The following is a 22,533-nucleotide window of genomic DNA, read 5'->3' as shown; positions in this document are numbered from 1 at the left end:
TCTTCGTCGTTCGCTCTCGCTCTCAACTACGAATAGGCAGACGGCGTCGACTATCGCGGACTAACCGCCTTCGCTTCGCTATCCATGGCGGTCAGCGGGCGTTGGTTATGTGATATTTACGATTTTATTTCACGTTTTGCGGTTAGATAAGCCGCCAGAATAATCAGCACACCACCCACCCACTCCTGCCAACCAATAACCTCATCGGTTAATAGCTGTGAAGAGAGCGCACCCGCCACAATCTCAAACAGCAGGATCACCGCCGAGCGTTGTACCGGCATATGGGTAACCCCGTATTGGACAGCCAGAGTCATCACCGTTATCGCCAGGGCACCCAGCAGCAGTGCCCCCACCCAGACCGATCCACTGACAACGGGTAGTGATATGCCCATCACGACAACCACCACTCCCGCCACAACGACGCACCCCAACCAGGCGACCACCGTCTTCACATCAATATCGATCGACTGCAGATAACGTGTCTCAACATTCATAATCGCAAAGGCAAATCCCGACGAGAGCGCCAGCCAGTCAGCACCCGTCTCAGGCCAGGGATAACCGACCCTCGGCTCCCATAGCATAATCACCGCTCCAGAGAGAGCGATCGCCAGCACTGACAGCCCCCCACGTGAAGGGCGCTCACCAAGCAACAGCCAGCCGAGCACCACCGCCCAGATCGGAGAGAGGTAGAAGAGCAGCAGTACTCGCACAATTTCACCGTCAAGCACGGCGAGCATAAAGGAGAGGTTGCACCAGCCCGAGGCCAGCGCCATAACCGTAAGATTAAGCAGGGCTTTGGGGTAGGCCTCGAAAACCCGTGGCCAGCAGCGGACGAAGATGAGCGCCGCTGTAGCGTAGAGCACAACTGCCTGCCAGGCGCCGTGGAGCCCACCCTGCTCCAACAATCTCATCGGATACCAGATAACGCCCCAGAGCGTTGCGGCGATCAACAGGCTGAGAACGGGGAGAAAGTTGGTCGTTTGTTTGGATGGCATCATCGATACCTTTATACTAGCCGCTTTTCCGAACGGCTATACCCGGACACTATGAATCCCGATCTCGATCTCCTGCAGCCCTACCCCTTCGAGCGTCTCAAGCAACTCAAGGCGGGTATCGAACCCCCTGCCGGACTGTCACATATCCCGTTATCGATCGGTGAACCGAAACACGCCGCACCCGGTTTTGTCACCGAAGAGCTGATCACACACCTGCACACCCTCTCCAGCTATCCGCTAACCAAGGGGATGGTTGAGCTGCGTGGTGCAATTAGTGACTGGCTGATACGACGTTTCAATCTCCCTGCCGAGAGCCTCGATATCGAGCAGCAGATCCTGCCGGTCAATGGCACTCGCGAGGCGCTCTTCGCCTTCGCCCAGGCGATAGTAGATCGTAATACCGACTCATCAGAGGGTGGACCTCTGGTAGTCATGCCCAACCCCTTCTATCAGATCTATGAGGGTGCCGCGCTGCTGGCTGGTGCCGAACCGTTGTTCCTCAATGCAACTGCGGATAACCGCTATCTACCCGACTTTGATGCTGTCCCTGAGGCGGTCTGGCAACGTTGCCAGCTGATCTATATCTGTTCACCCGGCAATCCAACCGGTGCGGTGATTGGCGAAGCAGCCCTGAAACAACTGATCGAGTTGGCCGACCGTTACGACTTCATCATCGCCTCCGATGAGTGCTATTCGGAGCTCTACCCCGACGAGTCACAACCGCCGGTCGGTCTACTGGAAGTAGCCGCCAAGATGGGACGCAACGACTACAAGCGCTGCGTGGTCTTCCACAGCCTCTCTAAACGCTCCAATCTGCCGGGCCTGCGTTCCGGTTTTGTGGCAGGTGACGCCGAGGTGCTTAGCCGCTTTCTGCTCTATCGCACCTACCACGGCTGCGCTATGCCGCCCGCCTCTCAGCACGCCAGTATCAAGGCGTGGCAGGATGAGCAGCATGTAGAGACCAATCGTGAGCTCTACCGGCAGAAGTTCGATGCTGTATTAGAGATACTCTCTCCGGTGCTCGAGGTTTCACGTCCCGATGCCGGTTTCTACCTCTGGGCCAGAACACCGATTAATGAGTGTGAATTCGCGCAAGGACTCTTTGCAGCGAAGAATATTACCGTGCTACCCGGCAGCTATCTCTCACGTGATGCACATGGCGAGAATCCCGGCAGCGGTCATGTACGCATGGCACTGGTGGCGACACTGGAGTCGTGCATCGAGGCTGCCCACCGAATTCGTGACTATATCGAGACTATTTAACGCTACAATTCGCATCAAACCGAAAGGTAGCAACCCTACATTTTTCAGGATAAGGAACTGAACCAATGAGCGACATCAAGAGCATCATCGAAGAGGCGTTTGAGCGCCGTGCCGACATCACCCCACGCAATGTAGAGCCACACGTCAAAGAGGCCGTCGATGAAGCACTGCGCCAGCTCGACTGCGGTGAGGCACGTGTTGCCGAGCAGAAAGGTGTGGGCGACTGGAGTGTTAACGAGTGGTTAAAGAAGGCAGTACTGCTCTCCTTCCGCATCGAAGACAACAACCTGATGAAGGGTGGTTTCACCAACTACTACGACAAGGTCCCCTCCAAGTACGCCGACATGAGCTCACGCGAACTGCGTGATGCCGGTGTACGAGTGGTGCCACCCGCCTCTGCACGCCGTGGTGCCTACATCGCTCCTGGTACCGTTCTGATGCCCTCATACACCAACATCGGCGCCTACGTCGATTCCGGCACCATGGTCGACACCTGGGCCACCGTCGGCTCCTGTGCGCAGATCGGTAAAAACGTCCATCTCTCCGGTGGCGTTGGCATCGGTGGTGTACTTGAACCTCTGCAGGCCGCTCCCACCATCATTGAAGACAACTGCTTCATCGGCGCACGTTCCGAGGTTGTTGAGGGTGTCATCGTTGAAGAGGGTGCGGTTATCTCGATGGGTGTCTACATTGGGCAGTCGACCAAGATCTACAACCGCGAGACCGGCGAGATCATCTACGGCCGTGTACCGGCCGGTTCAGTGGTGGTCTCGGGCAACCTGCCGAGCAAGGATGGCAGCTACAGCCTCTACTGCGCGGTGATCGTCAAGCAGGTCGATGCCAAGACCCGAGGTAAGGTCGGCATCAATGAGCTGCTGCGTGATATCTAGGCGATAACAATGCGATTGCGGCACAGGGAAGTGCCAGAGTCGCGATTTTTTTATAATTCAGCAGTAACGTAAGACGAATAACCTTCCGGCTATCGATTCAGATGGCTATCCAGCCGCTGGCTGACCAATCACACTCTCAAGATCGAAAAGATGTCCCTGCTCGATACAGTAGAGCAACCACTTCTCCAGAAAGACGTTGATCTCCCACTTCCACTCCAGAACCGGCAGCTTCACACCGGGACGGGCTATACGGGTAAAGGGCAGCGGTTGTCGGAAACGGCACGCCTCCACCTCGGCCACCCGTGCATCGTGATAGATGCGAATACGCGCCGCCGGATCGGCAACAGAGCCATCATCAAAGAGATAGGTCAGGGTCAGAATCGTGGTATAGGTCGAGCGATCTTCGATCTGTAGGTGGAGATCGAGATCGTCGCTGCTGGTAGAGATAGCCCGATCGGCAATCTGGGTCAGCGCTGGAATCAGGTGTTTTAGGCGCCGATAGTTGGCCTCATAGATCGCCATCAGTTGGTTCAATGATCGTTGTGGCTGGCAACGATCCCGGCTCTGGTACTCTTTTATCAGCATAGGTGGCCAGCATATCACAGCTCCAATTCACGCAAAGCTGGCATGATCAAAGCGGTGTCCAGACACAATCTTTGCGCCGTTACGATGCAGCACTATATTTGGCACTTGCAACCGATTTTGATTGTCGTAGAGTCACAGAGATGAAGATAAAAACCTGTACAACCACCCCCTACGACGACCAGAAGCCCGGCACCTCAGGACTTCGTAAAAAGGTCAAACAGTTTCAGCAGCCCAACTATCTGGAGAACTTCGTTCAGTCGGTGATCGACACCGTTGGCAACCTGGCCGGCAAGACGATCGTGGTCGGTGGCGATGGGCGCTACTACAATCGCGAGGCGATCCAGACCATCCTCAAGATGGCCGCCGCCAACTGCGTCGGCAAGGTTCTGGTTGGTCGAGGTGGCCTCCTCTCAACCCCAGCAGCCTCTGCGGTGATTCGCAAATATGGCGCTGAGGGCGGTTTTATTCTCTCAGCCAGCCATAACCCCGGTGGTCCCGATGAGGACTTCGGTATCAAGTACAACGGTAACAATGGTGGCCCAGCCCCCGAACAACTCACTGAGGCAGTCTTTCAACGCTCGCTTGAGATCACGCAATACAACATTGCTGAAGGGGCAGAGACCGATCTCGACCAGGTCGGTGTCAGCTCAGCCGGTGATATGGTCGTTGAGATCATCGATCCGGTCTCCGATTACGCCGAGCTGATGGAAGAGCTGTTCGACTTCGACAAGATAAGCGCCCTCTTCGCCTCCGGTTTTCGAATGCGATTTGACGCTATGAACGCCATCACCGGTCCCTACGCCAAAGAGATCTTGGAGCAGCGCCTCGGCGCTGCCGCCGGTAGCATCATCAACGGCGAACCACTGGAGGATTTTGGTGGTGGACACCCCGATCCCAACCTCACCTACGCCAAAGAGCTGGTCGATGAGATGTTCGGTAGTAACCCACCAGACTTTGGTGCCGCCTCCGATGGTGATGGAGACCGCAACATGGTGCTCGGTGCAAACTTCTTCATCACCCCCTCCGACAGTCTGGCGTTGATAGCTGCCAATGCCCACCATGTAAAGGGGTACCGACAGGGGCTTGCCGGTGTCGCCCGGTCGATGCCAACCAGTGGTGCGGTCGATCGTGTTGCGGAGCTGCTCGGTATTGAGTGCTTTGAGACACCCACCGGCTGGAAGTTCTTCGGTAATCTGCTCGATGCAGGACGTATCACCCTCTGCGGTGAGGAGAGCTTTGGCACCGGTTCTGACCATGTGCGTGAGAAGGATGGACTCTGGGCGGTACTCTTCTGGCTCAACGTGCTTGCCGTGCGCCAGGAACCGGTCGCCGATATCGTCACTGAGCATTGGGCCAAATATGGTCGCAACTACTACACCCGTCACGACTTCGAGGCGGTCGATAGCGAGGCGGCCCGTGGGCTGATGGCACATATCGAATCACAACTCACGCATCTTGTGGGTACCAGGATAGACGGTCGCACAATCAGCTACGCCGATAACTTCGCCTATCTCGACCCCGTCGATAAGAGCGAGAGTCAAAATCAGGGACTAAGAATCGGCTTCGAGGATGGCTCTCGTATCATCTTCCGCCTCTCCGGTACCGGAACGGTTGGGGCGACGATACGGATCTACATAGAGCAGCTTGAGCTCGAACCGAGCAGACAACAACAAGATACGCAGCAGACGCTGATAGCACTCATTGAGTTTGCCTCCTCTCTATCTGAACTTGAGTCAAGAACGGGACGCAGCACCCCGACGGTGATCACCTGATATGAGATTCAACCACTAACGGTGACGAGCTGAAATAGCCCATGAACGACTATACCGGCTACCTGAAAAAGAGGATCCTGATTCCTCTATCGATCATCATTTTCATCGTGATGATGATTTTCATTGCTGCAACGTTCTGGCACATATTTGAGGGTATTGATAAGGAAACCACTCTGCAGATGCAGGTGGTAGAGACTATCTATCAAGGTGATCTTGAGGCCGATGCCTCACTGATGAGATCGAGCCTGAATTTAATTGCTAGAGATGAGAGGATCATTGAGGCTTTTTTACAGCGTGACCGAGTTCAACTTCTTAATCTCAGCAACACCCTCTACAAACAGTTAAACCAGCAGAGCCAGATCACTCACTTCTACTTCACCACTCCCGACCGGATCAATCTGCTACGCGTACATCAACCGACCCGTCATAGCGATCGCATTGAGCGCTTTACCACCCTGGAGGCAGAACGAAGCGGCAAGGTCAGTTACGGACTTGAGTTAGGAATACTCGGTACCTTCACACTCAGAGTCGTCCACCCCTGGTATCACCAGGGTGAGTTGATCGGTTATGTCGAGCTAGGCAAAGAGATCGATCACATTTTGGGCAAGCTACACGATGCCCTGGATGTATCGCTTTACGTTCTCATTGAGAAAGATCATCTCGACAGGCAGCGATGGAAAGAGGGAATGCAGATGCATGGACGTGAAGCATCCTGGAATGACTACCCCGAACACATCATGGTCTCATCAGCGAAGCTCTATCAATCGCTCCCTAAGCAGCTAGAGGAAAGGCTTCAGAATCCTGGAGAACTACGTTTTAGAGAACCTGTAAACGTCAGCATTCCTGAGAAGAGATTCAAAGCATCATTCCTGCCGCTTGAAGATGTCACTCAACAGCAGGTAGGTATTCTGCTTGTACTCAATCCTACAGAACACTGGTTTGAAAGCGGGTGGCGCATTCTCAGCTTCTCTGCAGTTCTAGTACTTAGTGTTGGCGGCATCGTCTTCATTCTCTTCTATCTGCTAGCTGAGAACACAGAAAACACCCTAACTGCTACTGAACAAAAACTTGAGGATGAGTATGAACGACGCACTGACCTGCAACAGGAACATATCCTCTCGCTGCAGGAGAGTAACCAACAGCTTGAATCGACTCAGAATCAGCTACAGCAGAGCAACGAGATGCTGGCTGAGGCACAACATATTGCACATATCGGTAGCTGGAATTGGTCCATTCACGACAACCAAGTCATCTGGTCTGATGAACTCTATGAGATCTTTGGCCTCGAAAAAAGTATCAACACTCTGAGTTATGAGTATGTGCTGCAGTTAATCCCAAACAGTGAGCGCCGCTATGTTGACGAGGTTATTCAACAGGCCCTGAGAAGTGGCGAACCCTTTCAGATCGAACACACCATCATCCATGCTGATGGTTCAACGCGCTTTGTAAGAGACCAGGCACAGCTAAGTTTTGATTCAGATCACCGCCCTATCAGCATGCTTGGAACGCTGCAAGATATTACCGAACAGAAACAGTCTGAAGATATCACCATCCAGCTGGCGCACATTTTTGATAATGCGAGCAACCAGATTTACCTGCTCGACATCGAAACACTAAAAATCCTGCGTACCAATAAAACAGCCACCCAACATCTAGGCTATTCAGAAGCGGAATTCAAACAACTCACCTACTCCGACTTCCTTGAGAGCAAGGATGTCGGTGACCTGAAACAGAGTTTCTCAGCCCTAGATAATGACACGCTAAAAGAGCTTCGATTCGAAGCTGATCATCGCAGTAAAGACGGCACGTGCAGAGCAATGGATATAAGAGTACAGCGCTCGCGACTCGCCATTAAGGATATTTATCTCGTTATTGCCCTTGATATCAGTGAGCGTCATCAGTACCAGAGAGATCTTCAATACCAGAGTCTGCACGACACTTTGACCAGACTACCCAATCGCGCCCTTTTGCTAGAGCAGTTAAAAAACGAAATTTCGAGATCACGGCGCCTGAATAGCTGCCTGCTACTCCTCCATCTCAACATTAATAGCTTTGGCGAGATAAACGACACACTCGGACACGATCAGGGAGACCAGCTACTTGCAATGCTTGCGGAACGTTTGAAAAACACCATCCGAGAGGGAGACACCATCGCAAGGACCGGTGGCGATGAGTTCGCACTGCTTTTTCCAGAGGCCTTGTTCGACGATAGACAGACTGTTATTGACCAACTCAACCATGCGCTACTCTCACCTTTTGAAATTGGCGATTTCAGTCTGAACGTTGAGATCACCATCGGCCTTGTCTCATACCCTGAGCACGGTGACAGCGCCGAGGAGCTTCTACGCCACGCAGGTGTTGCACTCAAGCAAGCCAAATCATTTCGTAGTGGTTACGAGAGTTATCACCCTGAGTTTGATCAACATAGCGTTCGTCGACTGATGCTCAATAGCGACATGCGTGAGGCTATCGATCGAAAAGAGTTCTCGCTCTATTTTCAGCCCAAGATGCCTAGCAATCCAGCACACCCCATCAATGCCGAAGCACTGATCCGTTGGCAACACCCCGAACATGGCTTTATCTCACCCGCAGAGTTCATACCACTGGCTGAGCGCAATGGCTACATACAGAAGATCACTCGCTGGGTACTCGATGAGGCCGCCAGCCATCTGCAACGGTGGAATAAAAACAACTGTTATCTAACCATTTCAGTCAATCTCTCAGCACGCAACCTCCAGGAAGCGGGACTGGTTCAACACATCAGGGATCTTTCAGAGCGCTGGAAGATCAGCCCCGAACAGTTGACCTTTGAAGTGACCGAGACGGCCATGCTGAACGATCCAGACTACATTGCCACGATACTCGATGAGATCAGCAGCATGGGCCATGGCATCTCTATCGATGACTTTGGTACCGGATATTCTTCACTCTCCTACCTGCAGCGACTTCCTGCCAATGAACTGAAGATCGATACCAGCTTCATACAGCGCATGATCGAAGATGAGGATAGCGCCATAATTGTTCGCTCCACGAGAGAGCTCGCTCACAATCTCGGACTGGCCGTCACCGCTGAAGGGGTAGAGACAGAAGAGATGGTAGAGGCGCTCACCTCTCTTCACTGCGATCGACTGCAGGGCTACTATTTTAGCAGGCCGCTTCCAGCAGATAATTTCATCACCTGGATGGAACAACATCGGGTGAACGTATAGCTTAGCAATACAGACGATGTTGAGACCCTACGGATCTCCGAAGTCAAGATCCATCAGTGGATGATGCGTGGTGAACTGCCCTCTGTGTTGGCCTTTTACTATAGTGATGCCCACAAAGGGCTTGAAACGGGGCATGGTGAGAACACCGATGTCACGGTACGCTCCTCAGCCACCGTAGAAGACCCACCCACACCACATTTGTCAGGTTGAAGGGGTGTAGCTCAAATTACACGATAAACCAACCTGCACACCACCTGTAAACAGCTCTTTAGCACACTCTTTAACAATCGCGCCATCTCCTACCGTATCAATCAATAATTTAACCATATGGATCTCATCCCCCAGACAAATCATGATCGACATACCAGCCATAATAAATTATCTTTAAGAAGTTGGAACACAGCATAAGACGCTGTATCCATATAGGTATCATGAAGCGTTTGATATAGGTCATATGCTTGATAGGGCTACCGCTGCAGGATGTTGAAAATGCTCTGATCTCATCAACAAACCTGGCGTATACGGTCATGTACTACATAAAACATTTGACGGCACACCTTTTTGCAATATCCCTACTGCTCACATCAAACACTGTGGTCGCAGATGCAGAAAATGGATTGACTCTCGGCATACACCCCTACCTACATGCAACCACACTGGTAGAGCGTTTTACCCCACTGACAGAATATCTTTCAAAAACAACCGGCAAACACATCCATATACGTGTCGGTACCAGTTATCAGGATCATATCGATGCGGTTAACCAAGGTGAGGTCGATTTCGCCTATTTTGGTCCTGCTGGATATATCAAGGCAACCGAACTTAACGAGAACATCGTACCACTCGGCAGGCTGAGCTTTGCAGGCAGGGATACATTTCGAGGTGTAATCACTATCCGCAGAGATAGTAAGATCACCTCATTAAGCGAGCTCAAAGGGAAAAGTTTTGCATTTGGCGATCCCAACTCAACCCTGAGCAATCTGGTACCGCAAAGATTGCTTAACGATGTCGGAATCGATTTAACCGATCTGGACTCCTACTCACATCTTAAAAACCACCACAATGTCGCATTGGCGGTTTTGATGGGGAAATATCACGCCGGTGGCATTAAAGAAGAGGTGTTTCGTGAGTACGAGGCTCGAGGGCTTAAAGCACTGAAGTGGACCCCTGACGTTCCCACTCATATTTTTGTTGCTGGTCCAACAACAAAAAGAGAGCTTATCGACGAACTGATCCCACTCTTACAAAATCTTCACAAACAATCGGGAGCGGCCTTGATTTTAAACAAAATCAAAAAGGGTGCCACCGCGATCATTCCCGCGACAAGCCAGGAGTACGACAAGCTACGTGCTCTTATCTCAGACCGTCCATTGTTAGAGCAAAGAAAAACAGCACCGTGATTTCATTGAAAAAAACAGCTCACAGACAAAGCTGGTTTGGCATCGCTCTGCTATTCACACTATTCCTGGTGGCCGGTAACTTTTTCATATACCAGCAGCAACACGACTCACTTTTCAGTAGCTTTGAAAACTCACAACAAAACGTCGTAAAACTACTCACACAGTTGGCACGGGAGTCGTTAATCACCGAGAACTTCGCTCTAATCGAGTGGTATTTCAACAGCTGGGGGAAAGGACACAGCGAAGTAGTAACACTTACTTTAGTCAATGAGGACGGTTTTGCGCTGAGTACATACAATCGACCTACCCCATCAGTGAGAGAGACATTCACCAGTTCTGGATCAATAACGGTTAATCACGACCGATATGACCTGACACTCACTAGCGAACCTATTGTTACCACACAGCTCCTAAACAGCCTAATCAAACAGTTGGCTCTTATAAGTTCCATCGCAACCATTTTGCTTGGTATAACAACCTGGTTTCTTTTTCACAAATTTTCCATCACACCACTACTGCATGAAATAGAGCGTCGCCGTAATGCCGAACATGAAATAGCCAAACAGCACCGGTTATTACAATCTGTAATCAATGGTGTTCATGATGGGATCATGCTGATTAACACCGATTATGAAGTGGAGCTTATCAATGACTCTGCTGCAGGCACTGAAGACCCCCAATTATTTAACGACCAGCAACAACCTATCCACTGCTATGAGATCTCCCATAACCGTGACACACCCTGCGATGGCGACGACCATCCCTGCCCACTTCGGCAGGTAAAACTAACTGGAAAACATGCCACGACGCTTCACAACCACCCAGATGAGAGTGGAAATGACCGTTTTTTTGAGTTACTCGCCTCTCCACTCTTTGATGACAACGGCAAACTGACGGGAATCATTGAATCATCTCGTGAGATGACATCCCATATCCTTTTGCAGCATGAGATTGAAGAAAAGAGTCAGCACCTGGACCACCTGGCCCATCACGACACACTCACATCACTACCTAACCGACTACTCTTCCTGGACCGGCTGGAACAGACGTTACTAAAAGCCAGAAGAAACGGTGAACTGTTTGCATTGTTCTTTATCGATCTTGATCAGTTCAAACAGATCAATGACAGCGTTGGACACAGCGTTGGTGACAAGGTCCTGATACAGACGGGTAAATGCCTTCAACAGTGCATACGCGCAGATGACACCATCGCTCGTCTTGGGGGAGATGAATTCACGATAATTCTCACCTCTGTAAATAGTCCAGATGATGCCGCCTCTGTTGCTCAAAAGGTAATCGAGGCGATTAAAGAGCCACCGGGGAGTCGCTATTTTTGCGGAAGCTTGTTTTGGGCATCCAAGCCTTCTCCGTCGTTCGCTCGCGCTCTCAACTACGAATAGGCAGACGGCGTCGACTATCGCGGACTAACCGCCTTCGCTTCGCTATCCATGGCGGTCAGCGATGGATATCGATGGTAACAATTACCATCTAACGGCGAGCATATGAATCAGCATCTATCCACAAGATGCAGACAGTTGCGAAACGCTCATTCGTAATGCTGATGCCGCGATGTTCAAGGTAAAAGAGAGAGGCCGTAACTCATATCAGTTCTATACGGAAGATCTTACCCATCGAGCCATGCAAAGAATGTTGTTGGAGAACGGCATTCGAAAGGCCCTGACAGATCAACATTTTGTTGCCTGGTATCAGCCCCAATATGACATTGAAACCAACCAATTAATTGGGATGGAGGCACTTGCTCGATGGATATCCCCTGATCGGGGCATTATTTCACCACTTGATTTCATTCCTCTCGCGGAAGAGACCGGGCTGATACTGGAGCTAGGTGAACAGATACTAGATCAGGTCATGCAGCAGGTGGTCGGCTGGCACGAACAGGGGCTGAATCCAGGTCGGGTTGCCATCAATGTATCGGGAAAACAGCTACTAAATGGAAACATAAGCGCTACGGTTAAGCGACTCCTTGAACAAAACCGGTGCAAGGTCGAATGGATCGAGATTGAAGTCACTGAAGGCTTTGTTATGGGTCAGGGTGAAGGTGCCATTGAACAACTTCAAGAACTACAGGCGCTGGGAGTGCAACTATCTATTGATGATTTTGGTACCGGCTATTCATCGCTTGCATACCTAAAACAGCTACCCATCTCCAAACTAAAAATTGACAAATCGTTCGTCGATGACCTTCCACACGATCTGGACGACACAGGTATAACACGCGCCGTTATCGCCCTGGCAAACAGCCTCGGTCTAGATGTTATTGCAGAAGGTGTCGAATCGCGTGAGCAGGCAGATTTCCTTCTACAAGAGGGCTGTCCACTTGCACAGGGTTACCTCTACTCGAAGCCCCTACCTGCGGATAAGATTACTACGTTACTGAAAAACGGTTAATAGTTGAATACTGACGCCACAGTACATCCGACAACAACCTACTCGGGATCGAACGATACTAATCAACGTAGATTGTAACCATCATCGAAGCTGACAATTTCTATCAAGCCAATTGAAACCACTTATTCAATCAGCATTAAACCATCTATCAATCCAGATCTCAGCCTGTTCTGGTTTACCATACAGATAGCCCTGATGAATCACCTCGGAGCGTGCATTGAGGAAGTCGGCCTGCTCCTGCTTCTCAACACCCTCTGCCACCACCTTCAGACGCATAGACTTGGCCACCAGAAGAATGGTTTCGACCAACGCAGCATCATCAGCACTGTGAGGCGCATCCTGCACAAACGATTTATCAATTTTCAACTCATTAATAGGAAGCCGCTTCAGATAGGAGAGAGAAGAGTAGCCAGTACCAAAGTCATCGATAGAGAAATTAACACCCATTGCAACCAGCTCATCCATCTTCGCCACCACATCGGACAGATCATCGATGAAGAGTCCCTCGGTCACCTCAAGTGTAAGATTCGTCGGATCGGCACCACTCTCATTGACGAGACCTTTAAACCAGGGCACAAAGCCCTGCTTACGGAACTGTCGTGGACTCAGGTTAACCGACAACTTAAGCTGGTGCCCCGCCATATCACACCTGGCCATCAGGTGCATCGCCTCGGTAAGCACCCAGCCACCGACATCGACAATCAGATCCGACTCCTCGGCAATGGGGATAAAGACACCCGGTGGTATCAGGCCACGCTCAGGGTGCTCCCATCTGACCAGTGTCTCCGCAGCTACCAGCACACCATCGGCATCGACCTGCGCCTGAAGAAATATCCTCAATTCAGCGTTGTTTACTGCATGGTAAAGTTCACGCTCGATCTGATAGTGTCTCTGTACCACCTCATCCATGCCTCTCTCGAAGAAGGCGCACTGATTACCGCCCGCACGTTTGGCGCGATGCAGTGCACTATCGGCGCGTCGCAAGATATCCCTAGGTTGATCGGAGGCGCTCTCCGGGAAGAGAGTCGCTCCCATACTGACGGTGATATTGACCGCCTCATCACCGACAAGCAGCGGATCACGAACCACCGCCTGAAGTTTGTCGACCACAGCTATCGCATTACGCTGTTCACTCTCGCGACTCTTGTTCAGGTGTGGTAATAGCACGGCGAACTCATCGGCAGATAATCTCGCCAGGGTATCCTCTTTATAGAGGTGCTGTTCGAGCCTTCTTGCCAGTGCAACTAGCAGGAAATCACCCATATTGTGACCGCGCGCTGTGTTTATATTGGTAAAGCGATCGATATTGAGCAGCACCAGCGTCGCCTTGTTGTTGAGGCGTTGCGCCGTTGCCAGCTGTTGGGTGACCCGGTCTATCATCAGGGCACGATTGGGCAGTGCCGTCAGCTCATCATAGTAGGCGAGGTAGTGAATCTTCTCGTCAGCCTTCTTCTTCTCCGAAATATCAGAAAAAGAGACGACGACGCCTGTAATCCGCTCATCCTCAACAATCGGACTACTGGAGTAGGAGACCGGAAAGAAATCCCCCCCTCTCTTAATGAACCACTCTTCACCGCTATGAGGCACTCCACTGATGCCAGTTTCACGAATTGGACACTCCTGGGCCGGATAATCATCTCCATCTGGATGGTGATGGTGCCAGATCGCGTGTGAAGGCTGACCAATCAGCTCTTCGGCGCTGTAGCCCAACATTTCTGCTGCGGCAGGATTGACGAAGGCGTGTCGTCCCTCACTGTCGAGCCCGAAGATACCCTCACCTGAAGAATCGAGGATCAGACGATTGTGTTTGGCCAGCGCATTCATCTGCTCTTCGAGCGCCTTTCTGGCCGATATATCGCGTACCACGGCGAGGACACGTCGTTTATCACCGATATACGAAGCGCGCGTCGAGACCTCTACCCAGAACAGTGAGCCGTCGTTATGCCTTGCATGCCACTCGAAGGTCTGTGGTCCCTCCACCACCGTCAACCGCACCTTCTCGTGGGCGTTCTCTTCCGTATAGGGGGGTGTGCCTGAGCTGGACGCCTCGGCTGAGAGCCGTAGTGCCTCACTCCGCTCCAGACCATACATCTCCAGCATGCGATTATTGACATCGATGATCTTGCCTGTTGTCGCATCATGGATAAAGATCGCTTCACTGGTGGCATTAAAGATCTCGTGATAACGCTGCTGCTCCTCTTTGATAAGCACCTCTGCCTCGCGCGTCTCGGTAACATCCTCTCCCGAACTGAGCAGGCCGATCACCTCGCCCGCCTCGTTGGTCAACTCTGCAGAGTACCAGCTAATCATGCGCTCGCTGCCATCGCGACAGATCACACTATTCTCAAAGTGGTCATTCTGTACGACCTCGCCTGCCATTATCTTGAGAAAGATGGGATAGACAAGCTCCATACCATCGGGCTCAGGCAGACAGCAGTCAAACCAGTTCCTGCCGATCAACTCCTCCTTCTCGTAACCGAGAAGTTCACGCCCTGCACGATTGATCATGGATATATCGCCCCTATTATCGAGGGCAACCATGATCGTCTGCATCGTGTCGAGATAACGCTGTTTTTCATCCCTCTCATCACGCAGTACCGCCTCTGCCTGATGCTGCCGGGTAATATCTCGGCCGATACCCAAGACACCAACAAGCTCACCTTTTATATTGAATATCGGCGTTTTTATCGTCTCGATTCGCTCACGATGGCCATCGTCTGCAAACACGACCTCCTCTGTGTTGATTCTCGGTCCGCCATTCCGAATCGCGGCCATATCGTTTTCTCTGAAAAGGTCTGCCAACTCCCGGTTGACGAAGTCGTAGTCGGTCTTGCCGACGACCTCATGTTCAGGATGGCCGAAAAACTGCTCGAAGCGGTCGTTGCAGAGTAGATAGAAACCGTCTGGGTCCTTCATCCACACCAGGTCAGGAATCGTTTTGATGAGTGCTTTGAGAAAACTGCGTTCACTGACCAGACTATCCTTGTCAACCTGTAGCTGACTGGCCATATGGCTCAGATCGTGGGCCAGCTCCTCGAAGTCACTGCTCGCCCTGATATCGATCAATGTATCGAGTTGGCCAGAGCCGATCCTGCGCGCGGCAGCGGCAATATTCGAGAGTGGTTCTGTAACCTGGCGCCTGACCGTCCATCCGATAAGCAGACCGATTAGTAAAATCAGCGCTGATTTTAGATATAGCTGAAGGTAGACCTGCTGGCGGATGCGGCTCTCCATATTGCTGGCCGGTATCTTGATGCTGAGCACACCACGCAGTTCGCCAAGCTTGTAGTCGTAGGCCTCATCGTAGCTCTCCTGAATCGTAACCGGAGCATTATCTTTGTCACCGTGACACTTCAGGCAGTACTGTTCGACCCAGATCGGCCTTGCATAGTGGTAGTTGAGCTCTCCTTTCTCGTTCTCGTAGGGGACAAAATGAAACTCCTCTTCTGGTTTGTTACGGAAGAAGGCGATCGCCTCCTCCTCGAGTGCATCAGCCTTATGCAGTGGATTTCGTGGATTATCAGAAACGTTGTTGAATGAAAAACCATCGCTCGACCAATTGGACAGATCGTTCGAAATCTCACCCATTGCATGGGCCGGTAGGAAACCGATGGTCTTTTTATTTAGCGGGAGCCCGCTATCGATGAACTGATGCTGATAGACACGACGGGTTGCCATCAAGACATCACGTATCCGGTCTGCCGACGAGAGCAGCTCCGTCTCGGCATCGGCCTTGATATGGCGATACTCAACCCACCAGAACGCCAACAGGCTGGCAACCAGCACACCACTGATCAGGATCAGAAGCTTACGTTCCAGATTCCAGCGTTTACCCATCGAACATCTTCCGTAACACCCTACCCTAAGGAGTCGAACTACACCGGCAACACGCTTACGGTGTTGATACCCCGGGAATTTCTGAGCAATCTACTACTGCCGACAGTATAGAGCGATCTCGATACTAAGTGTATTGAGACTGATCAATAAGTCTTACCATTCTACTCTTCACTGACCACCCTATTTCGCCCCTGTGACTTCGCCATATAGAGACGAACATCAGTGCTCTTCAACATCTGATTAATCGCACTAAATGATTGATTATATTCAGTAACACCAAAACTGGCCGTCACACTGCCCACACCTTGCATCGACTGTCGTGCAACAGCACGACGCGCACGCTCAGCCAATTCCACCGCACCCTCAATCGGTGTATTGGTCAGCAGCAGCATAAACTCTTCGCCGCCCCAGCGGGCGAGCGTATCGCTATCACGCAGTATTGAAGAGATCCTGTCAGCGATCTCCTTGAGCACTCGGTCACCCACATCGTGCCCCCACTCATCGTTAATATGCTTGAAGTAATCGATATCGAGCATCACCAGTGAGAAGGTGACGGAGTAGCGCTGACTCCTCAACCACTCCTCATCAATCAGCGAGATCATCTTGGCCCGGTTATAGCTACCGGTCAGTACATCGGTGGTTGCCTGTTTCTGCAGTGTCTGCTCAACCTCTTTGCGACGTTTGATCTCCTGCTTTAACTCCCTATTCGTCTCCTCCAGTGTTCGAAGGTTATAGAGCTGCTGTTGCATAAATCGACTAAAAACAATGAATACGGCAAAGGTAATCAGCAACGCTGTCACGAAGAGCAGAGCATGGTTGAGAAAAAAGTAGTGCCTCGATTCGGCGAGCATCTGCTGCAGGTAGGTTTCGACCTCATCCGCCTCGGCGATAAACGCTGAAAAAACCGCATCGAAACGTTGGTCAAGCTCACTGCCGGGCCCCATATCAAGACCCGCCTCCCAACGTAACTGCATAATGGACCGAAATTCGGTCAGCTTGAGCAGCACATTTTCAATATGACCACGCATCACCGCATCTTCAAGCGGTAGAAAATCACCTTCCTGATTCTGCCCGCCACTCAGCATCGCCTGCGCGTACCACTCCGCCGCATCAAGGTGGCTTCTTACCGACTCGATACTCTCACTCCGATCACCCGACATCATTTCTTCAAACCAGAGGTGTGCGGTTGTCGCCTCAAATTTAATCTCCATCGCCGCATCGATCATCGGTGCATAGAGATCGCTCATGCGACTACCGAGTTTGAAGCTATAGAGAACGGCGCTGGAGACAACGAGGCCGATGACGAGGATCGAGATCAACAGCGGACGGTGGAGTGTCGTCGTTCGCTCTCGCTCTCAACTACGAATAGGCAGACGGCGTCGACTATCGCGGACTAACCGCCTTCGCTTCGCTATCCATGGCGGTCAGCGATTGTTATCCATACCTTAAAGTCTAGTACCAAATGACGTGCAGTATGTTACAAACGGACTGGTTACCTCACGCCTTCACCAGCCGAATAGCTATCGAGCACCCAGAGATAGTTGGCCCTCTCGTAACGCCCCTCATCCTGGCTATTCTGCTGACTCAACACACCTCTAACTTGATCCAGAGATTCAAACCCCTGTTGCTCCATCCAATGCTCGATACCCTGGTAAATCTCTGAAATCGTGTGACTCCCCGATTCAAGCAGGACACTGCAGAGATGGGTAACATCGGCACCAGCAAGGATCATCTTGATCGCATCCTCGGCAGTATGAATTCCACCCGTTGCAGCAAGCGTGATTGGTGACAGATCACGCAACACTCCAATCCAGCGCATTGCTAACAGCGCATCAGCCGAGCGTGAAAGCTGAATCTGCGGTGTCACCTTGAGCGCATCGATATCGATATCGGGTTGATAGAAACGATTAAAGAGCGAGACACCTGCCGCTCCCGCCGCCTCTAGCTCCTTTACAAAGTGAGGCAATGCACTGAACTGTGGTGAGAGTTTCATCGCAACCGGCAGTGAGACCTCATTCTTTAGCGCTCTCAGCAGTTTGATATAGCGCCCTTCAACCTCACCACTGCGTAGTTCACAATCGGTGGCCATGTAGTAGACATTGAGTTCCAGCGCATCGGCCCCAGCCTGCTGCAGTGCTTTGCTGTGTGCTATCCAGTTATCGAGTGTAATGCCGTTAAGACTGGCTATTACCGGGATCTCCAGATGCGCCTTTAACTCACTCAATTGCCGCAGGTAGCGATCAATGCCGCGCTCGAAGGTGCCGTGCATCGGCAGGTAGCTATCGGCCTCGGCACACCCAATCGACTGCTCCTCAACAAAGCGCGCATGCATCTCATCCTCATGCTCCAGCTCCTCCTCGAAGAGCGAATACATCACGATCGCAGCAGCACCGGCATCCTCAAGTTCACGTGCACTGTCGAGGCTGCGTGAGAGCGGCGATGATGAGGGCACCAACGGACTCTTCAACTTTAGCCCCAGATAGTTACAACTCAGATCTAACTCACTCACGGCTTACTCCTCTCAACCTCATCGGTCCCCTGCTCATCGTCCACCTTTAAAGATGCCAGCTCCTGGTAGTGGTGATACCGCTCATAGATATCCCGCTGCGCCCGCTCAAATAACTGCTCGGCGGAATCGGGATGGCTACGTTTCAACACACTAAAACGTGCCTCCGTTGCCGCATAGTCACGAAAAGGTATTGAGGGCATTTTCGAGTCCAGGCGCAGCGGGTTCTCTCCCAGCTTGAGTTTGCGTGGATCGTAACGAAGCAGAGGCCAGTGACCACTACGCACCGCCAGATCCTGTTGGCGCAGGTTATTCTTAAGATCGACACCGTGGGCGATACAGGGTGAATAAGCGATGATCAGCGATGGCCCCTCATAGGACTCCGCTTCGATAAATGCTCTCAGCGTCTGTACATCCTTGGCACCGAAGGCGACCTGAGCCACGTAGACGCCCTCATAATCCATCGCAATATGAAACAGGTCCTTCTTCTTTGTCACCTTACCCGCAGCAGAGAACTTCGCTACCGCACCGCGCGGTGTCGCCTTGGAGGTCTGACCTCCCGTGTTGGAGTAGACCTCCGTGTCGAGTAGCAGGACGTTAACGTTGCGCCCTGAGGCAAGTACATGGTCAAGTCCGCCAAAACCGATGTCATATCCCCAGCCATCACCACCCACAATCCAGACACTGCGGCTTATCAGCGTATCGACAACTGCCAACAACTCCTTAGCTTCATCAGTAGCATTCTGCTCAAGCTTCTCACGCAGCAGTACAATTCGTTCACGCTGAACCGTTATCTCAGCCTCATCGGACTGCTCACTCTCAAGGATTGAATCCACCAGATCGCGATCGAGCTGTGATGCGATACGCCGCAGTAGTTCAGTCGCATATTCACGTTGCTTATCAATTGCGACTCGCATTCCAAGTCCAAACTCGGCGTTATCCTCAAACAGGGAATTGGACCAGGCAGGACCACGCCCCTCGCTGTTGGTCGTCCAGGGGGTAGTCGGCAGGTTTCCACCGTAGATCGATGAGCAGCCGGTGGCGTTAGCCACCACCATGCGATCGCCGAAGAGTTGGGTGGCGAGGCGCAGATAGGGGGTCTCACCACACCCCGAACAGGCCCCAGAAAACTCAAACAGCGGCTCCATTACCATCGAGGCGGGGATCGTCGAGGCCTTCAACAGAGAACGGTCGTACTCGGGCAGTGTCAGAAAGTAGTTCCAGTTGTTCCGCTCCTGTTCTCGTAGCGGTGGTTGAGCTGCCATATTGATCGCCTTACGCCCCGGCTGCTGTTTATCGCGAATCGGGCAGACCTCGACACAGAGCGCACAGCCGGTACAGTCTTCCACCGCCACCTGATAGCTAATCTCCAGCCCCTGTGCATAGGCCTTGCTGCGCAGCGCTACGTGTTTGAAGCTTGCTGGTGCGTCAATAGCCGCCTCAGCTGGGAAGATCTTGCTACGGATGACACTGTGGGGGCAGACAAAAACACACTTACCGCACTGGGTGCAGAGATCGGTCTCAACCACCGGTACTTCCAGCGCCAGATTGCGTTTCTCATAAGCGGCAGTACCGAGAGGAAAGGTGCCATCGTTCGGCATCAGGCTGACCGGTATCGCATCACCCCAGCCTGCAATAATCTCAGCCGTTACCTGCTGTACAAATTGTGGGGCATCCTCCGAGATGACAGGCGGCTTCTCAAAAGTGCTGTTCGTTTCATTCGGTAGCTCAACCCGGTGCAGATGGGCCAACGCCTGATCGATCGCGGCGATATTGGCCTTGAGGATTCGCTCCCCCGCCTTGGCGTAGCTCTGCTCGGCTGCCACCTTGATCGCTGACACAGCCACGCGACTCTCAACCACATGTGATAGTTCGAAGAAACACGCCTGCATGATGGTATTGATACGCCGGCCAAGCCCGACCTTCACCGCCACTGCGTAGGCATCGATCAGATAGAAGTTGATCTGTTTATCGATCAGCTGCTGCTGCATGCTGCGCGGCAACGTCTCCCAAACCTCTTCAAGCCTGACCGATGAATTGAGTAGAAAGGTGGCCCCGACAGTCGCCTTGTCGAGCATGTCGTAACGTTCAAGAAAGACCTGCTGATGACAGGCGACAAAGTGGGCCTGATCATCACCAATCAGATAGCTGGAGCGAATCGGTTTAGGTCCGAAGCGCAGATGTGAGACGGTAACCGCTCCCGACTTTTTCGAGTCGTAGACAAAGTAGCCCTGAGTATAGAGATCAGTCGACTCACCGATGATTTTGATCGAATTTTTATTCGCGCTGACGGTGCCATCGGCACCGAGACCGTAGAAGAGCGCGCACTTCATCTCACGTCCGGCATCGGTGCGGTAACAGTTATCCCATTCGAGACTGCTTCCACCCACATCATCATTAATACCGATGGTGAAACTGTTTTTTGGCCTCTCCTCGTTAAGGTGATCGAACACCGCCTTGACCATGCCAGGATTAAACTCCTTGGATGAGAGACCGTAACGCCCGCCAACCACCAGTGGCATGGTATTAAATCGCCCTGTTCCACGACAGCCATCCTGAGCCAGCGCTGTTACTACATCCTTGTAGAGCGGCTCTCCATCGGCCCCCGGCTCCTTGGTACGATCAAGCACTGCGATACGTTGTACCGTCGCGGGAAGTGCATCGATCAGGGCACGACTATCGAGGGGACGGAAGAGCCTAACCTTGAGCAGCCCAATCCGTTCACCGCTGGCATTCAGATGTTCAACCGTCTCATGAACCGTCTCGGCCGCAGAGCCCATCACCACCACCCGCTCTGCATCTTCAGCACCAACGTAATCGAAGAGTCGGTAGCGACGCCCCGTCAACTCGGCAAAGCGATCCATCAACTGCTGCACAACAGCCGGCATCCGCTGGTAATAAGGATTAACGCTCTCACGCGCCTGGAAGTAGACATCAGGATTTTGTGAAGAGCCTCGTAGTACCGGATGCTCGGGAGAGAGGGCTCGATTTCGATGTGCGGTGATAGTGGCCTCATCGATCATTGCCCTGGCCACCGATGACTCGACCGCCTCGATTTTGGATATTTCATGAGAGGTACGAAAGCCATCAAAGAAATGGAGCATCGGCAACCGCCCCTGTAGTGAGGCCGCCTGTGCAATCAGAGCAAAGTCCATCACCTCCTGCACACTGCCAGCTGCCAACAGGCAGAAACCGGTCGAACGGGCCGCCATCACATCGCTATGATCACCGAAGATTGAGAGCGCCTGGGCCGCCAGAGAACGCGCCGCGATATGGAACACCGTTGGCGTCAGCTCACCGGCGATCTTGTACATATTGGGGATCATCAACAGCAGACCCTGTGAGGCGGTAAAGGTGGTGGTCAACGCCCCACTCTGCAGCGAGCCGTGAATCGCTCCAGCGGCACCCGCCTCGCTCTGCATCTCGATAATGTGCGGTATTGAGCGCCAGAGGTTGGGCTTCCCCTCGGCAGCCCACTGATCGGAGAGCTCACCCATCGGCGATGCCGGGGTGATCGGATAGATCGCTATAACCTCATTGGTAAGATAGGCGATGCGCGCAGCGGCTTCATTACCATCGATGGTCAGCATCTTATTATCGGCCATTACAAACTCCATCCCGTAGCGCCTCTTTTCACTCCAGTCTATCAAACCGCACTACGGTCTCA

The 22,533-nt window shown here is 52.2% G+C and carries 14 protein-coding genes and 1 pseudogene; 8 read left to right on the top strand and 7 right to left on the bottom strand.

Features of this window, described 5'->3' with window-relative positions; all coding sequences use genetic code 11:
* Positions 1–116: 116 nt before the first annotated feature.
* Positions 117–998 (bottom strand): DMT family transporter, encoded by an 882-nt coding sequence (locus tag BOW52_RS08655; RefSeq protein ID WP_078483684.1) that lies wholly within the window; start codon positions 996–998, stop codon positions 117–119.
* Positions 999–1,046: 48 nt separating this feature from the next.
* Between BOW52_RS08655 and dapC the strand changes: the two genes are divergently transcribed.
* Both dapC and dapD read left to right on the top strand, forming a co-directional pair.
* Positions 1,047–2,258 carry a succinyldiaminopimelate transaminase gene (gene dapC, locus BOW52_RS08650; RefSeq protein ID WP_078483683.1) on the top strand — a complete coding sequence of 404 codons (1,212 nt, stop codon included), beginning with the start codon at positions 1,047–1,049 and terminating at the stop codon, positions 2,256–2,258.
* 65 nt (positions 2,259–2,323) lie between these two features.
* Positions 2,324–3,148 carry a 2,3,4,5-tetrahydropyridine-2,6-dicarboxylate N-succinyltransferase gene (dapD, locus tag BOW52_RS08645; RefSeq protein WP_078483682.1) on the top strand — a complete coding sequence of 275 codons (825 nt, stop codon included), beginning with the start codon at positions 2,324–2,326 and terminating at the stop codon, positions 3,146–3,148.
* 105 nt (positions 3,149–3,253) lie between these two features.
* Here dapD and BOW52_RS08640 read toward each other — a convergent pair whose 3' ends face one another.
* Positions 3,254–3,670, bottom strand: a complete 417-nt coding sequence (locus BOW52_RS08640; protein ID WP_236725681.1) for a DUF1249 domain-containing protein — start codon at positions 3,668–3,670, stop codon at positions 3,254–3,256.
* Between the two features lie 203 nt (positions 3,671–3,873).
* Here BOW52_RS08640 and BOW52_RS08635 point away from each other — a divergent pair, with 203 nt between their 5' ends.
* The 3 genes and pseudogenes from BOW52_RS08635 to BOW52_RS18000 all read left to right on the top strand — a co-directional run.
* The gene (locus BOW52_RS08635) at positions 3,874–5,505 is read left to right on the top strand and encodes an alpha-D-glucose phosphate-specific phosphoglucomutase (RefSeq protein ID WP_078483680.1); all 1,632 of its coding nucleotides are present in this window, start codon (positions 3,874–3,876) and stop codon (positions 5,503–5,505) included.
* 41 nt (positions 5,506–5,546) lie between these two features.
* Entirely contained in the window at positions 5,547–8,714 is a 3,168-nt protein-coding gene (locus BOW52_RS08630) for a bifunctional diguanylate cyclase/phosphodiesterase (protein WP_078483679.1), read from the top strand.
* A gap of 18 nt (positions 8,715–8,732) precedes the next feature.
* Positions 8,733–8,924: pseudogene (locus BOW52_RS18000) on the top strand (PEP/pyruvate-binding domain-containing protein); the annotation flags it as partial.
* On the opposite strand, the gene BOW52_RS17015 reads toward BOW52_RS18000, so the two are convergent.
* Positions 8,916–9,086, bottom strand: a complete 171-nt coding sequence (locus BOW52_RS17015; protein WP_172840271.1) for a hypothetical protein — start codon at positions 9,084–9,086, stop codon at positions 8,916–8,918. The pseudogene BOW52_RS18000 and the gene BOW52_RS17015 sit on opposite strands and share 9 nt — an antisense overlap.
* Before the next feature lie 155 nt (positions 9,087–9,241).
* Here BOW52_RS17015 and phnD point away from each other — a divergent pair, with 155 nt between their 5' ends.
* The 3 genes from phnD to BOW52_RS08610 all read left to right on the top strand — a co-directional run bounded on the left by phnD (position 9,242) and on the right by BOW52_RS08610 (position 12,523).
* A complete protein-coding gene (gene phnD / locus BOW52_RS08620) occupies positions 9,242–10,114 on the top strand; it encodes a phosphate/phosphite/phosphonate ABC transporter substrate-binding protein (RefSeq protein WP_078483678.1) in 873 nt (290 codons plus the stop codon).
* Complete coding sequence (locus BOW52_RS08615; RefSeq protein WP_078483677.1) at positions 10,111–11,514, top strand: sensor domain-containing diguanylate cyclase; 1,404 nt, start codon at positions 10,111–10,113, stop codon at positions 11,512–11,514. Before phnD ends, BOW52_RS08615 begins: the two co-directional genes overlap by 4 nt.
* 169 nt (positions 11,515–11,683) lie before the next feature.
* Positions 11,684–12,523: a putative bifunctional diguanylate cyclase/phosphodiesterase gene (locus tag BOW52_RS08610; protein WP_078483676.1), complete on the top strand. Its 840-nt coding sequence runs from the start codon at positions 11,684–11,686 to the stop codon at positions 12,521–12,523.
* A 126-nt stretch (positions 12,524–12,649) separates the two neighbouring features.
* Here the strand turns inward: BOW52_RS08610 and BOW52_RS08605 are convergent, their stop codons facing one another.
* The 4 genes from BOW52_RS08605 to nifJ form a co-directional block, all read right to left on the bottom strand.
* A complete protein-coding gene (locus tag BOW52_RS08605) occupies positions 12,650–16,360 on the bottom strand; it encodes a PAS domain S-box protein (protein WP_078483675.1) in 3,711 nt (1,236 codons plus the stop codon).
* Between the two features lie 161 nt (positions 16,361–16,521).
* Positions 16,522–17,679 carry a GGDEF domain-containing protein gene (locus BOW52_RS08600; RefSeq protein ID WP_078483674.1) on the bottom strand — a complete coding sequence of 386 codons (1,158 nt, stop codon included), beginning with the start codon at positions 17,677–17,679 and terminating at the stop codon, positions 16,522–16,524.
* Between the two features lie 173 nt (positions 17,680–17,852).
* Entirely contained in the window at positions 17,853–18,869 is a 1,017-nt protein-coding gene (locus BOW52_RS08595; protein ID WP_078483673.1) for a dihydroorotate dehydrogenase-like protein, read from the bottom strand.
* The gene (gene nifJ, locus BOW52_RS08590) at positions 18,866–22,471 is read right to left on the bottom strand and encodes a pyruvate:ferredoxin (flavodoxin) oxidoreductase (protein ID WP_078483686.1); all 3,606 of its coding nucleotides are present in this window, start codon (positions 22,469–22,471) and stop codon (positions 18,866–18,868) included. The genes BOW52_RS08595 and nifJ overlap by 4 nt, the downstream gene beginning before the upstream one ends.
* Between the last annotated feature and the right edge of the window lie 62 nt (positions 22,472–22,533).

It is taken from the genome of Solemya pervernicosa gill symbiont, assembly GCF_002020875.1.
Taxonomy (GTDB): Bacteria; Pseudomonadota; Gammaproteobacteria.
The sequence above is the reverse complement of the archived record's forward strand: the minus strand, read 5'-3'. Positions and strand labels throughout refer to the sequence as shown.

Excerpts from the sequence above, each read along its gene's own strand:
- BOW52_RS08655 (WP_078483684.1), bottom strand. The coding sequence starts at position 998 with ATGATGCCATCCAAACAAACGACCAACTTTCTCCCCGTTCTCAGCCTG.
- dapC (WP_078483683.1), top strand. The coding sequence starts at position 1,047 with ATGAATCCCGATCTCGATCTCCTGCAGCCCTACCCCTTCGAGCGTCTC.
- dapD (WP_078483682.1), top strand. The coding sequence starts at position 2,324 with ATGAGCGACATCAAGAGCATCATCGAAGAGGCGTTTGAGCGCCGTGCC.
- BOW52_RS08640 (WP_236725681.1), bottom strand. The coding sequence starts at position 3,670 with ATGGCGATCTATGAGGCCAACTATCGGCGCCTAAAACACCTGATTCCA.
- BOW52_RS08635 (WP_078483680.1), top strand. The coding sequence starts at position 3,874 with ATGAAGATAAAAACCTGTACAACCACCCCCTACGACGACCAGAAGCCC.
- BOW52_RS08630 (WP_078483679.1), top strand. The coding sequence starts at position 5,547 with ATGAACGACTATACCGGCTACCTGAAAAAGAGGATCCTGATTCCTCTA.
- BOW52_RS17015 (WP_172840271.1), bottom strand. The coding sequence starts at position 9,086 with ATGGCTGGTATGTCGATCATGATTTGTCTGGGGGATGAGATCCATATG.
- phnD (WP_078483678.1), top strand. The coding sequence starts at position 9,242 with ATGTACTACATAAAACATTTGACGGCACACCTTTTTGCAATATCCCTA.
- BOW52_RS08610 (WP_078483676.1), top strand. The coding sequence starts at position 11,684 with ATGTTCAAGGTAAAAGAGAGAGGCCGTAACTCATATCAGTTCTATACG.
- BOW52_RS08605 (WP_078483675.1), bottom strand. The coding sequence starts at position 16,360 with ATGGGTAAACGCTGGAATCTGGAACGTAAGCTTCTGATCCTGATCAGT.
- nifJ (WP_078483686.1), bottom strand. The coding sequence starts at position 22,471 with ATGGCCGATAATAAGATGCTGACCATCGATGGTAATGAAGCCGCTGCG.